At 38.4% G+C, this 14,273-nt stretch carries 10 protein-coding genes and 1 tRNA gene; 10 read left to right on the top strand and 1 reads right to left on the bottom strand.

From position 1 onward, the window contains the following. Nucleotides 1–745 precede the first annotated feature (745 nt). Nucleotides 746–822 (bottom strand) — tRNA-Pro (locus BN30_RS03640). A 238-nt stretch (nt 823–1,060) separates the two neighbouring features. Here BN30_RS03640 and BN30_RS03645 point away from each other — a divergent pair. From BN30_RS03645 to BN30_RS03690, 10 genes are all read left to right on the top strand, one after another. After that, entirely contained in the window at nt 1,061–3,829 is a 2,769-nt protein-coding gene (locus tag BN30_RS03645) for a phosphodiester glycosidase family protein (RefSeq protein WP_019214154.1), read from the top strand. A gap of 156 nt (nt 3,830–3,985) precedes the next feature. After that, entirely contained in the window at nt 3,986–6,082 is a 2,097-nt protein-coding gene (ftsH, locus tag BN30_RS03650; protein ID WP_019214155.1) for an ATP-dependent zinc metalloprotease FtsH, read from the top strand. Between the two features lie 15 nt (nt 6,083–6,097). Further along, entirely contained in the window at nt 6,098–6,784 is a 687-nt protein-coding gene (locus BN30_RS03655) for a response regulator (protein ID WP_019214156.1), read from the top strand. Further along, the gene (locus BN30_RS08930; protein WP_154648833.1) at nt 6,705–8,567 is read left to right on the top strand and encodes a sensor histidine kinase; all 1,863 of its coding nucleotides are present in this window, start codon (nt 6,705–6,707) and stop codon (nt 8,565–8,567) included. The genes BN30_RS03655 and BN30_RS08930 overlap by 80 nt, the downstream gene beginning before the upstream one ends. A gap of 91 nt (nt 8,568–8,658) precedes the next feature. Beyond that, nucleotides 8,659–9,162, top strand: a complete 504-nt coding sequence (locus BN30_RS03665; protein WP_019214158.1) for a hypothetical protein — start codon at nt 8,659–8,661, stop codon at nt 9,160–9,162. A gap of 11 nt (nt 9,163–9,173) precedes the next feature. Next, on the top strand, nt 9,174–10,550 hold the full coding sequence (locus tag BN30_RS03670; RefSeq protein WP_019214159.1) for a hypothetical protein: 1,377 nt from the start codon (nt 9,174–9,176) through the stop codon (nt 10,548–10,550). Continuing rightward, entirely contained in the window at nt 10,531–11,355 is an 825-nt protein-coding gene (locus BN30_RS03675) for a two-component system regulatory protein YycI (RefSeq protein ID WP_019214160.1), read from the top strand. Before BN30_RS03670 ends, BN30_RS03675 begins: the two co-directional genes overlap by 20 nt. A gap of 13 nt (nt 11,356–11,368) precedes the next feature. Continuing rightward, on the top strand, nt 11,369–12,163 hold the full coding sequence (locus BN30_RS03680) for an MBL fold metallo-hydrolase (RefSeq protein WP_019214161.1): 795 nt from the start codon (nt 11,369–11,371) through the stop codon (nt 12,161–12,163). Then, nucleotides 12,163–12,645 carry a 23S rRNA (pseudouridine(1915)-N(3))-methyltransferase RlmH gene (gene rlmH, locus BN30_RS03685; RefSeq protein ID WP_019214162.1) on the top strand — a complete coding sequence of 161 codons (483 nt, stop codon included), beginning with the start codon at nt 12,163–12,165 and terminating at the stop codon, nt 12,643–12,645. The genes BN30_RS03680 and rlmH overlap by 1 nt, the downstream gene beginning before the upstream one ends. Before the next feature lie 417 nt (nt 12,646–13,062). Continuing rightward, nucleotides 13,063–13,923: a DegV family protein gene (locus tag BN30_RS03690; RefSeq protein WP_019214163.1), complete on the top strand. Its 861-nt coding sequence runs from the start codon at nt 13,063–13,065 to the stop codon at nt 13,921–13,923. Nucleotides 13,924–14,273 lie beyond the last annotated feature (350 nt).

The following is a 14,273-nucleotide window of genomic DNA, read 5'->3' on the forward strand; positions in this document are numbered from 1 at the left end:
AGTGTTTCTTGTTAAAATTCGCCCTTACGCTCATTCGATTCTCGCCAATGCTCACGTACTCGCGTGTACGCTCCGCTTGTCTCGAATCTCCATTTCGCGTAATCATCGAATTTTTCCTAAGAAACATGTTTGATCTAATCCAATTAAAACGAGCCCTTTAGTTTGCTCTGCGTAGCGCAAAGGTTCTCGTGCGATAAGTACGAGGTTCTTCAATCCCGCGTATATGTATTTTGTTACGATAGGCGATATGTATTTTGATCTAATTAAGAAACATGTTTGATCAGATACAATTGATGTAAATTTATATATTTATATAGACAATAATATGTTTTAATGTATACGGATGTAAATGCAATAAAGTTTTGATCTAATTAAGAAAAGTATGAAAAATTAATTTTCATCACTATATATGTATTTAAGCAAATAAGTTTTAATAATCAACTAAGATATTTTAATCAAAGTAATAAAAGTGAGAAAAATAATTTTTTAATGTGAAAGAAAATGAGTAATCTAATCAAAATAAATATCGTGTCAATTATATAAACAAATTAAACAACTTTAATAAAATAAATACAAAGGAAGAAAACGATTTTGCGATGAAAATTGATGGATTACGCGAAGTGCAATTTTTTGGCAAGCGGAACGTACATATGGTACGTGAGCATTGACAAAAAACGAACGAGCGTAAGCCGCAATTTTGGCGCAAAAGAAATAAGAGCTTATCTAAATGATAAGCTCTTTTTCATGGTCGGGGTGAGAAGGTTCGAACTCCCGGCCCCATGGTCCCAAACCACGTGCGCTACCAAACTGCGCTACACCCCGCCGAAATATTACTTATCTATTATAACTTTCTAATAAGATTCTTGCAAGTGGAAATAAATCATATTTTCTTAATATATCTATTATTATTATAGTTTTTCTTCTATTTTCTTAATTTTTCATAATTTTAAAAAATCTATCTCCAATATTTCAATATAGTTACAATTGCCATATTTTTAACAAAAATTTTATATTTTGGTATATAATGGATGTGTATGAAATGAAAGGAAGGAAGGATATAATGAAATTTAAACGCATCGCAAGTATTGCGCTAAGCGCTACGCTTGCATTTTCGATTTTAAGTCAAAGTTCTTTAGCTTATATAATTAACGAAGAAAGAAAGGAAGAGTATCTAGCGAGTGGTGTGCATCGCGCGCACATCGAGAGATTTACTTCTGAGGGCTGGCAAAACTTAAATGTTTTGACTATTGACACGACTAATCAAATGAATGAGATTAAGGCGATATTCAATACTGAGGGTGTTTCTCACAGATCGAATGTTAGGGACATGGTCAATGTTAGTGGCGCTATCGCTGGTGTTAACGGCGACTATTTTAACTATCAACCGCATCCATCGACTCTTGGTATGATTGTCAATGACGGCAAGCTTATCAGCTCGGCTCAAGAGGGCAAGAACAAATTGCCTGTATTTTATCAAAGCAGTGCTGGCGACTCGCAGCTTGGATATATCGATCAATCTGTTGATATCTTAAATCAATTAACTGGTGCAAAATACCACGTTAGCGGTTTTAACAAGGCTTACGGCGGATACAAATATTTATCTCTACTAACAAGGGATTGGGGCAAGAAAAGTTTTGGAGCTAAGGCTGCGAATATGACTGAAGTTCTTGTGGAGAATGGTGTTGTCGCTGATATCAGAACGAACGGAGAGCCTTTTGATATACCAGAGGATGGCTATGTGCTTAGCCAAAATAACTCGCCTCTAGCTAGTCTTACTTTGGGTACGCCTCTTGAATTACAGGTAACATCAAATGTTGACTACAAAGCGCTAAAATTTGCTATGGGTGGCGGCTCCATCATCTTGAAAAATGGTGTGGCTATGCAAACTAATATTGTTAACAAAGGAAGACACCCAAGAACTGGCATCGGCGTTACGCAAGACGGCTCTAAGATAGTCATCATCACTGTTGACGGAAGGAATGGCTACGCTGGTCTTACTCAAAAGGAGTTTGGTGAAATATTTAAGAGCTTCGGCTGCTACAACGCGATGAATCTTGATGGCGGCGGATCGACTACCATGGTCAAAAAGACTAAGGCGATGGATAAGGCTGAGATCATCAACAAGCCATCGGGCGGCACTCCAAGAGCGGTTGTATCGGGCGTTGGCGTTTTCTCGAGCGACAATCCAGGCGCGGTAGCAAGGATAGAGCTTGATCTTGATACTGATAAGGCTTTTCCTGGCGTTCCTGTAGCATTCAGCGTAAAAGCGTATGACGCAAGTAACAATCCAGTTAGAGTCGATGCAAATGCGGTAAGTGCAAGCGCTACGAATGGTGCATCTTGTGCGAATGGCTCGTTCATCGGCGCAGCTGAAGGCGCTTCACAAGTAACAGTATCTTATCAAGGTGCGAGTGACACTAAAAGCATCGAAGTATTTTCTGAACCGGTTGAGCTAAGGAGCTCCACTGAAAAGATAAACGCAAAACCTGGCGATAAATTCACTATAAAGGATATTATTGGCCTAGATAATCAAGGCCGCAGCGCTAAAATTCCGAATTCGAGCATTAATTTCTCAATCTGGGGAACTGTTGGTGCTATGAGTGGAAATGTTTTCACTGCTTCAAATAATATTGGCTACGGCTACATCACCATGGGCTATAAAAATACTTATAAGAACATACCTGTAACTATTGGATTTATTTCTAAGCCGCTTCTTGATTTTGAAAATTTAAATAATATCAAGGCATCGAGCTTCCCAGCAGATAAGGTATCTTCTAGCCTAAAAATTTCTAAGGTCGCTAAGCAAGGAAGCGGCGCTGTTGAGCTAAATTATGATTTTTCAAAGCTTGACGACTCGAGAGCTGCTTATATAAGTTTTAAGAAGGCTCCTGTTTTAGAAGGAAAGCCAAAGAGGCTTGGTATGTGGGTTAAGGGCGACGCAAAGGGCGCTATGCTTAAGGCAACTATCAAGGACAGCGAAGGTTTTGCCGAGCAAATCACTTTCTCTGAAAAAATCAATTTTAATGATTATAGATATCTTGAGGCAGAAGTTCCTGACAACGAGGCATATCCATATACCCTTTTAAATATCTACGTTGGCAGCTCCAATAACTCTGCCATGGTTAAGTCAAAAATCTTAGTTGACGCGATCGATTTACTTTATGAACACAAATTTGAAAACGCCATAGACAATTCATCTGTATTAGCTGATGGTCAAAATGGCTTTGTTCAAAAAACTAGTGGCGGCGAATACCTTGTAGTTAGTGGATATGATGCTAATCAAGACAAAAATTTCGAAGGCGCCAAGACTGCCATCATCAACAAAGTGAACAAAGTTGACACAAGCATTTTACTAAATAACTATGACAATGATTTTAAAAAGGCTGTTTCGAAAAATCTTCTTAAAAATGCAAATGTTTTCTCGACAAGTGCGACAGCAAACGCATTTATACTAAATCTTAACACTAAGAAGAGATCTTTAAGACTATCGGACGCAAATGAGTGGAGCTACATCACATCAAATCTTAAGAATGTCACTCAAAATAACATTGTCGTGACTATGACAAGTCCAGTTTTTGGCAAGGGCGGCTTCACTGATAAGAAAGAGGCGGCACTTCTTCACGCGAAATTCAAGGAACTTGCCGATATGGGTAAAAATGTTTACGTTGTGGCTGGCTCAAATGAAACATCTGTTAAAATGCTTGACAAAGTTAGATATATAAATGTATTTAACAAGCCTATCAAGACTAAGGCTGATTTAGTTAAGAGGAACTACGTGCAATTCACTTTTAATCCAAATGCGAGCGCTTATGTAGTAACAAACTATTAATACTATTAAATGTAAGAATAATTTTATACAAGAAAGAACTGTGAGAGCAGTTCTTTTTTTATGCCCCGCTTTATTGAAAAAAAACGATTTTTGTGTTAGAATTAAAGCAAGTAAGTATATGCACATGGGTATATATACTTATAAAGGAGTGAAGAAATGAATAAGAACAATAAAAATAAAAAGGGACCTAAAAAATCTCTTATATATTACTATTTAGTTATACTTATCATTGCCTACCTTTTCAACATCTTCTTCATGAAAGATTTTATGAAGCCAGAAGTTGAAAAAGTTACTTACGATGGTTTTTTGGAAGCAATCGACGAGGGCGTTGTTGATAGAGTACAAAAGATGGGCGGAAATATTGTATTTCAGCTAAAACCAGAATACGTGGCGATTCGTGATAAAAACAATGAAAAGAAATTAAAATTCGAAAAAGCAAAATTAGATAAAAATGGCAAGCCTATCATTAATAGTGAAGACCAAGGCAAAGAGGTCAGAGTCTTTATCACAGGCGAGTGGGACTACGAGGGCCTTACTGAAAAACTTAAAGAAAAGGGCGTTCACTTCGGTAGCGAGATCATCGAAGAGCCATCGATATTAGTTAAAATTTTGGGCTTTTTACTTCCTATAGCAACATTCTTGATAATGGGACTGATATTATCAAAAATATTATTTAAGGATATGGGAGGCGGACTTGATAAATTTGGCTTAGGTAAATCAGGCGCCAAAGTTTATGTAAAGGGCAAGCAAAAGAAAACTTTCCAAGACGTTGCCGGCCAAGAAGAAGCTAAGGAGATGCTTCTAGAGATAGTTGACTTCCTTCACTACCCAGAAAGATATGCCAAGATTGGCGCCAATCTGCCAAAGGGTGCGCTTCTTGTAGGACCACCGGGCACAGGTAAAACACTTCTTGCTCAAGCAGTTGCGGGCGAGGCTGACGTGCCATTCATCTCCATATCGGGTTCATCCTTCGTAGAGATGTTCGTGGGACTTGCAGCCAAGAGGGTTAGAGACTTATTCAAAGAGGCTCAAGAAAAAGCGCCTTGCATTATATTTATAGACGAGATAGATGCCATAGGCAAGTCGCGTGAAGGCAGTTTTTCATCAAACGACGAGAGAGAGCAGGCTCTAAACCAATTGCTTACAGAGATGGACGGCTTTGACTCGAAAAAGGGTGTTGTGGTACTTGCGGCAACAAATAGGCCTGAAGTACTTGATCCAGCTTTATTACGTCCCGGTCGTTTCGACAGGCGTATACCAGTTGAGCTACCAGACCTTAATGGCAGAATCGCAGTACTTAAGGTTCACTCGAAAAACATCAAGATGTCAGACGATGTAGATTTCAAAAAGATTGGTCTACTAACAGCTGGTGCATCGGGCGCAGATCTTGCAAATATCGTGAACGAAGCGGCACTTAGAGCGGTTAGACATAAAAGAGATTTCGTTATACAAGAGGATTTACAAGAGTCGGTAGAAGTAGTTATAGTTGGATATCAAAGAAAAACTATGATTATATCAAAGAAAGAGCGTGAAATGATCAGCTACCACGAAGTTGGTCACGCGATAGTCGCAGCTGTTCAGAAAAAGAGCGCTCCAGTTGAAAAGATCACCATCATTCCAAGAACATCGGGCGCACTTGGCTATACACTTCAATCAGATACAGAAGAAAAATTCCTTATGGATAAAGAAGAATTATTCAATATGATGGTTACTGCATCTGGCGGTAGAGCGGCTGAGGACCTAGTCTTTGGAGCGATTACAACTGGCGCAAGTAACGATATAGAGCAGATTACAAATATCGCAAGAAACATGGTTATGCGCTACGGTATGAGCGATGACTTCCCTATGATGAGCCTAATGAGCGAAGGAAACCGCTACTTAGGCGGCGCTGGCGAATTCACTGCAAGTGAAGAAACCTTTGCCAAGGTCGATGCCATAGTCAAAGAGCTTATCGCAAAGGCCTATGATGAGGCAAAGCGCATACTTAGCGAGAACAGAACAAAACTTGACAAGATATCAAAATTCCTTATCGAGAAAGAAACCATTAGCGGAGAAGAATTTATGAAGATATTTAATGAAGATGATATTGTCGATGCAAATATTTCTGCTGATGAAGATGATAAAAATATTGATACAGATGAAAATCATGAAAATATTGAAGAAAATAAAAAAATTGACGAAGAAAAAACAAAAGACGATACAGATGATGATGCCAAAGAGGGCATTATCATAGACGAAAATACTAAGTTATAATAAGGAGTAGAAGCTATGGGTTATATACTAATTGTTGACGACGAAACAACGATAACTGATATTATTGAGTTTAATTTACAAAAGGAGGGTTTTGAGACAAAGGCGGTTCACGACGGGAAGGAAGCACTTTTAGCTGTGAACGAGCACGAGCCAGACCTAATGCTGCTAGACGTCATGATGCCTGAGATGGACGGTTTCAAGGCGCTTGAACTTTTAAGACAAAAGTATAAGTTCCCTATACTTATGCTAACTGCTAAAGAAGAAGAAGCTGATAAAGTAAAGGGTCTAGAGCTTGGCGCGGATGATTACATCACTAAGCCATTCGGCATAAGAGAGTTAATTGCAAGGGTTGAGGCGAATCTTAGACGTGCGCCTAAAATAAAAACTACAGAAAACTCCATTGTCATAGGCGACATAAGGCTTGATCTGACTTTATTACAAGTATTCAAGAAGGAAAAGCCAGTTGAGCTAACTCTTCGTGAGTTTGAAGTGCTAAAGTATTTGATGCAGCACCCTAACGAAGTATTCTCGAGAACTGATCTACTAAAAGACGTTTGGGGCTATGACTATATCGGAGACGTTAGGACTGTTGACGTAACAATCAGACGTGTTCGTGAAAAAGTTGACGAAAAATTATCAGACGACTACAAATACATCAAGACAAGAAGAAACATGGGTTATTACATCTCAAATGAAATTTAATTCGATAAAGTTTAGATTTGTAATCATCTATGCGTCGCTAGTACTCTTCGTTTTGGTGAGCGTCGCTGCCTTCATCGTCACAGGACTTGAAAATGAGCTGATGAAGGGACTTAAAGACGACATCAAAAAGCAGGTCGAGACCATGACATCGACATCGAGGTACTTCACCAAAGAGAATTGGTCCGATGAAGAGACCATAGAGCACATACAAACCGTTATTAATGAGAATAGATTTAACGCGGACGAGCTTGTATACGTCATAAGCAATGACAGCTACCCATCAGTAATTGCGGGTAACGATGAGAAGACTAAATTAATAGTTGGCAAAAATGCTTACGATGTCGATACCATCAACCAAGCGATGCTACTTGAGGCATTAAAGGGCAATTTAAGCGAAAAGATTATAGGCGATGGCATTGACTCAGAAGTTCACTTAAGCTACCCAGTTGTGGCTGAGCGTGGACGTGTCAAGGGCGTTGTATATGTAATCAGCTCTACGAGGATGGTTGAAGCGACTGTAAAAAAAGCGAGACAATTACTTACAGTGATCAGTATCGCGGCTATATTTGTTACCATACTTATCGCTTATCTACTAGCCGCATCAATAGTTTCGCCTATCAGCAGCTTGACTGCGAAGGCCAAAAGGCTTGCCGAAGGGGACTTTACTCAAAGGGTTGAAGTAAGGACTAAGGACGAGATTGGTAAGCTTGCGTCCATGTTTAATACGCTAACTGATGAGCTGAACAAGACCATTAGCGAGAAAGATTTGGAGCAAAAAAAGCTCGAGACCATATTTACCAACATGACAGAGGCCATCATCGCTCTAAACAATCATGGCGAGCTTATTCACGCAAATTCTGTTGCGCAAAAACTTATTGACATCGACATAAAGAGGGACACGCAAAGGTATTTTAATCTTGACAAAATTGGCCTTTCGTCGATTAATTTTGATAATCCATTTACCCTTGAAGGCGAAGAAGAGATAGAGCTTAAAGGCGGTGTCTACAAGATGACCTATGCGCCTTTCGAAAACGAGGACTATAGTCTTGGAGGCATCATAATCATGTTTCAAGACATAACTAAGGAGCACAGGCTTGACAATATGCGTAAAGAGTTCGTTGCCAATGTTTCGCACGAGCTAAAAACGCCTATCACAGCGATAAGGTCTTACTCAGAGACGCTTCTTGAGGGAGGAGTGCCTGAGGAGATGCAAAATAAATTCCTTGGAGTTATCGAGAAAGAAGCGGACAGGATGAACAGGCTTGTTCTTGATTTACTTTTATTATCAAATATCGATTACAAGGGCGGCGAAGATGTTAAGGTAACCGAGCTTAACGAAAAAGTTAAAGACGCCATAGATAAATTAAAGATACTTGCTGACGAAAAGAAGCAAAAACTTATTTATTCTATCGCAGACGAGCCTCTTAAGGCGCTAATCGATCCGGATGCGCTTGAACAGATAATCACAAATCTTATTTCAAACGCGATTAAGTATACGAATGAAAACGGTACCATCGAGGTAAAACTATATTCAGTTCTTGGCAAGGTACACCTAGATGTTATTGACAATGGTATCGGTATACCAGAGAAGGACCAAAAAAGAATTTTCGAAAGATTCTATAGAGTTGAGAAGGGCCGCTCGAGAAAGATGGGTGGAACAGGACTTGGTCTATCCATCGCTAAAGAGATGGCTAACGCGTACAAAGCTGATATAGTCTTCACTTCAAAGTTTGGCATAGGTACTACATTCACCTTCTTAATCGATGAATATAAAGAAAAATAATAAAAAAATAATAATAAAAATAATTTAATACAACTGTAATATTAAAACCCTCCTTACTATGTTATAATAGATGTAGATAAGGAGGGAAGGTATGAAAAAGAAAGTCTTAATCTTTATTTTATGCCTTTTCATATTCACAATTGGATCAGTTTCTATTGCAAAGGATGCTTATGTATTTAGGGTTTCAAAACCTGATCAGGATATATACTCTACCATTGACGAAGCATTATTTATCAATGGCAGTGCACCGAAGAATGCAAATGTCGAGATAAAACACTACTTAGCAAGCGTTAGCTACAAAGACTTTGAAAGCTACAAGGATAAGTACACTAAGTTTGAGGATTTCACAAAGCACTTCGAGGAAGAAATGATCAAAGAAGATGGATATGAAGAGCTATCAAAGACAAGTATAAGTGTTGGATCTTTAGGTATATTCTCTAAAAAGCTTAATCTTATGGGCGGAGTTAACAAGATTGTCATAAGTGACGGAGCTAAGGCGGAGAAAGTTTTCTACATATACTTAAGCGATGCGGATAATATTTCTAAGAGCATAAGTTTAATGAAAACCATTGATCTAATAAAAAATTTGAGATAGGAGGAGCTAGATTGAGAGAAAGAATCAAGACAGCCCTTCTTTTTTTCTTGATTATTTTTGCCATATATTTAAGTTCAAAGCTATGGATAGACTTTTCTAGCGAGAGAAAAGTCGGCATTGAGGCAAAAGAGAAGGAGAAGGTGGAGCTAAAGGACTACATTAGCGCCGAGACTGCCATAGTCAATTTTTCAAAAGACAAGCACACTGTTTTAGACAACCCTGGGGAGCAAGGACTCTTCCAAAGTTTCAAAGGGTTCTTTTCTGATGTCTTTACGAAAAATGACTACAGAGTGAGTCTTATCGGCGAAGATGAGTACGAAAAAGCCATAGAAAGCTCTAGATCAGTTGTCTTCACTTTCATCGATAAGTTCCCTTTAAGACTAATCGCAAGAACTTTTAATATCATGGAGAAAAATAATTTTATTGGCGATGACGCCAATCTTAAGGAAGTTGCTATACTTCTTTATAGTGGCAGCGCCATGTTCAAGACAGATGCGTCCATATACAAGATCACAGAGCTTAAGACATCGCTTTCACTTCCAAATTCAATAGTAAATAATCTTGAGCTAAAACCAAATTTAACTTATTACTATAACGCATCGACAATACTTGGCGAGAAAAGCCCCTTATATATACCTTATCAAGACGAGTATGCAAGCTACATCTTTGATAAATACACGGTTGCGCACGATTTCGACATACTTGACAGGGACAATGCAAGAAGCTTTGCACAAAGATTTTTTAACAAAGAGTTTAAATATTTAAAAGAGCTTGAAGAGAAGGATTTCTCCAAGATATACAGCTACGACTCAGAAGTTATCAAGCTTAAGTACGACGGCTCCATCGAGTACTTCGATCCACTTAAAAAAATTTACAAGGAAAGAAATTTACTTAAATCAATCGAGGCAGCCATAGCCTTTCTTCAAGATGATATAGATGAAGAGCAGCCACTAAAACTATCTAAGATAGAGGAAATTACTAGTGAAGACAGCCTTGGCTATAGAATAAGCTTTGACTATTACTTAGATGGTCTCAAGCTAAATTATGAAAAAGACTCCGACCACTACGCATCAGTAGATGTATTCATGGACGAAGTGCGCTTCGCCTCAGTTAATAAAGCAAGCTTCAATAAAGATTCGGCAGAAGCTTTTTATACTAAAAATATACTTGAATTAATCGATAAAAATGCTATACTATTCCACACAGGAACAGATGATAACCCGCTTAAGTCCATCGACAAGATCAGTATAGTCTATCTTGTGATGAAAGACGAGGACGAGGCGATTACGCCAAAGATTCGTATTGACACGAAAAAAGGCTACTTCATATTTGACGCGAAAACATTTAGGCTGATAAAGGAGAGAGATTATGAACTGGAACAAAGCTAAATCCATACTCTTAGTGTGCTTTTTGATTATAGATGCCGTACTATTAAGCATGTATATGAAAAAAAATAAAGACGGCGGAAGTCTATCCATCAGCAAAGATGATGCAATCGAGATACTTAAAGCACAAGAAATAAATATAAACGAGAAAGAGCTCAAAAAAGGCGGCGAGTACAAGGGATATATACTTAAGTACTACGATTTTGATCTTGATAAGATTAATAAAAACTTTTTTAATGGCGAGGCAGAGCTTGATGACAGATACGATTTAAAACTACTCACAAAAGGCAAAAAAAGCGTCTCGCTATCGCAAGGAACGCTATTTAGCTACATGGACGCATCCGAAGAAGAAAAATATCCAGACATGAGCATGGATAAGGCCATAGAGCTTGCCAATGATTTTATGAGAGATAAAGAGCTCATGATTAGAGGCATGGTATTTGATGGCGCCTACTTGGACGAAGATAGCTACCAAGTGCATTTCGCTGTCAAGCACGATGATATTTATTTAGAAAATTCATTTATTAATTTCACCATCGACAAAAGAGGTGTGAGGAGAGTCGACGCAATGTGCCTTGAATACATCAACACAGAGGACGAACTCTTTACACTTGCCGATGTGAAAGATAAAATTTTATCCATAATCGATAAACCAGAGGTAAAGGGCAAAACCATTGACAAAGTTGATATGTGCTACTATCTAGACCAAGTTACGCTCGATCAAGCGAGTGAACTTAAGATTACAAGGCTTAGAGCCGTACCGCACTGGAGAATCACCTTTTCAGACGGTTACAAGATGATATTATAATGAAGGGAAATATATGAAAGACTTATTAAAATTTTGTTCATTGAGCTCAGGAAGCTGTGGCAATGCGACCTACATCGAATATAAAGACAGCAAAATCTTGATAGATGCAGGGCTCAATGGCGTGACAACAGAAAACGCACTCAAAGAGATAGGTACAGACATCAAAGACCTAGATGCAGTTATTTTAACACACGAGCACAGAGACCACGTTCAAGGTGCAGGAATACTCTCAAGAAAGTATGGAGCTAAGCTATATGCCAACGAAAAAACCTATCTTGCATCACTACCACGCATTGGTTCAGTGAAAGAGAGTCACGTAAACATTTTTGATGGCGCATTTGAAGTGAAAGATCTTGTGATAAAGCCATTTAAAGTGTTTCATGATGCCTACGACCCAGTTGGCCTTGCCATATACGCAGGAAATAAAAAGGTCAGCATATTGACAGATACAGGCCTTGTTGATGATGGTATTAAAGAAGCAATCAAAGACTCAGACATTTATTACATCGAGAGCAATCACGACGAGCAAATGCTTGAGAACGGACCATATAGCTACTACTTAAAGAGAAGAGTTAAAAGTTCAGAAGGACATCTGTCCAATGTTCAGGCAGCAGACCTGATTAAAAAGTCACTCAAAGACAAAAACGAATTAGTTTTTCTAGCACATCTATCGCACGAGAACAACACAGAAAAACTTGCTTACATGACAGTTTATAAAGAATTGCTTCAGTCGGGAAGAAAGGCAGACGACTTTAGGCTAAGAGTAACACACAGATTAAAAAGAACACTTTTATACGAGATGGATTAATGCTAAAGATAGATCTCATAGTACTTGGGAAAATTAAGGAAAAATATTTAAACGAAGCCATAGACGAGTACAAAAAAAGAATTTCGCGCTTTGCCACTCTTAATATTATAGAACTCAAAGATAGAGACAAACCCGATAAACTCTCAGACGCCGAGCTTGAAAAGATAGTGGATGAAGAATCAGAAGAAATACTTGCGAAAATAGATGAGACAAGCTTCGTCATCACTTTGGAAATAGCGGGGAAACTCTTAACAAGCGAAGAATTTGCAGAAAAAGTTAAAGAGATAGCAGTCAGCGGCTACTCCAAGATCACCTTGATTATAGGCGGGTCAAACGGCTTTAATAAAAAAGTTTCGAATAAAGCAGATTTAAAGCTAAGCTTCGGACGAATGACCATGAATCATAAACTCATGAGAGTGGTTTTGATGGAGCAAATATTTCGCTGCTTCAAGATTATCAATAATGAAGCATATCATAAGTAGATTATAAATAATTCTTATCAAAATCGCGACTGGGACTTGTTCCTTCCTTAGCAATGCTCACGTACCATTAGTACGCTGCGCTTGCTTCGTCAGTCCACTTCGTCCCATTCATCGATTTTGACTACAGAATTTGTTTGTTCTGGTTCATTTGAACGAGGCTATTTAATCATCTCAATGCGAAGCATCAAGGTTTCGGGACATATAGTCCTAAGTTCTTCAATTAATGTGGCGAGGAATGTTTATAAACTTAAAAAATTTTAATCAAAATAATTAAATAATTATATTAAAAAATGCAATTTGATATGTACCCTCTTTACTGGACAAACCAGCAAGGAGGGTATTTTATGCGTTTTGATAAAAAATCTTGAAAAACGCATGTTTTTATCGTATAATATCTGTTAGCAAAAAGGAGGCACTATGAGTATTAAAATAATTACGGATTCTGGATCTGATTTAAACAAGGAGATCAGAGAAAATTTTAAGATTGACGTCATGCCCATCATTGTGACTCAGGGCGAAAAAACTTTTTTGGATGGCGTTAATATTGACAATAAAGAGCTATATAAAAATATGCGCGAGGGCATTGTTTACAAAACTGCGGCGCGTTCACCGATTGATTATGAGAATAAATTTACGGACGCTTTGAAGCAATACGACAAAGCTATATACATCTCTTTATCGTCGAAGCTATCCTCGACTTATGAGTACGCTTCTTTAGCGAAAAAGACGCTTGAAATCTCGGATGATAGGCTTATGATTATTGACTCGCTTAGCGCATCTGTTGGCGAAGGTCTAATTGTTTATTATCTAGCGAAGTTTTTGCAATGTGAGGACAAAAGTTTTGATGAGATTGAAATTTTTGCTAAAAAGCTAAGGGACAATGTCGAGTGTGTTTTTTATGTTGACTCTTTGGAATATCTTAAAAGAGGTGGCCGTGTATCGAAGCTTGGTGCTGCTGTTGGTGGTCTTATCAAGCTTAAGGTTATTTTAGGCGTTGAAGATGAAGGCAAGATTGCTCCTGTGGATAAGGTGAGGGGTGAGGCAAAGGCTATTAAGAGGCTGGTGGATTTGTTTAAGGATAGGCTATATGGTGGCATTTATCAAGATAATATAGTAGTCGCTCACGCTGATGCGTTTGAGAGGGCAAAGGACCTTGCATCGCTTGTGAAAGAGGTCTACCCAAATAAAAATATATCCATAGCTGATATATCGTCAACCATCGGGGCACATTGCGGTCCAGGTACAGTAGCGTTGTTTGCTGTGAAAAATTTTGAATAGATGTGCAAAGGATAGAGAAAATAAAATCTCTATCCTATATTTTTTCCAAATTTATAATTTTATCAAATTATTACTCTTGTCAATGAACCACAGCAAATAAATTTCTTAGATAAAATGTGATGATTATGCGAAATGGAGCTTCGAGGCAAGCTTGGCCGTAAGTTTAATCAAAGCTATGTTCGCTTCGCTCCATACCTTTGTAAACTCTGGCATAAGGCATGCATTGCCAATCGAACTTCGCTAACGCTCGTTCTCTTGGTGCATGGACTTAACTGTACATACAAGTACTCGAGCATTGCCGAGAAGCGAATGAGCATAAGGGCGCATTTTAGAAGAACCTGACCCATCAT

Origin of the sequence: Fenollaria massiliensis (assembly GCF_000312505.2) — a bacterium.
Classification (GTDB): domain Bacteria; phylum Bacillota; class Clostridia; order Tissierellales; family Peptoniphilaceae; genus Fenollaria; species Fenollaria massiliensis.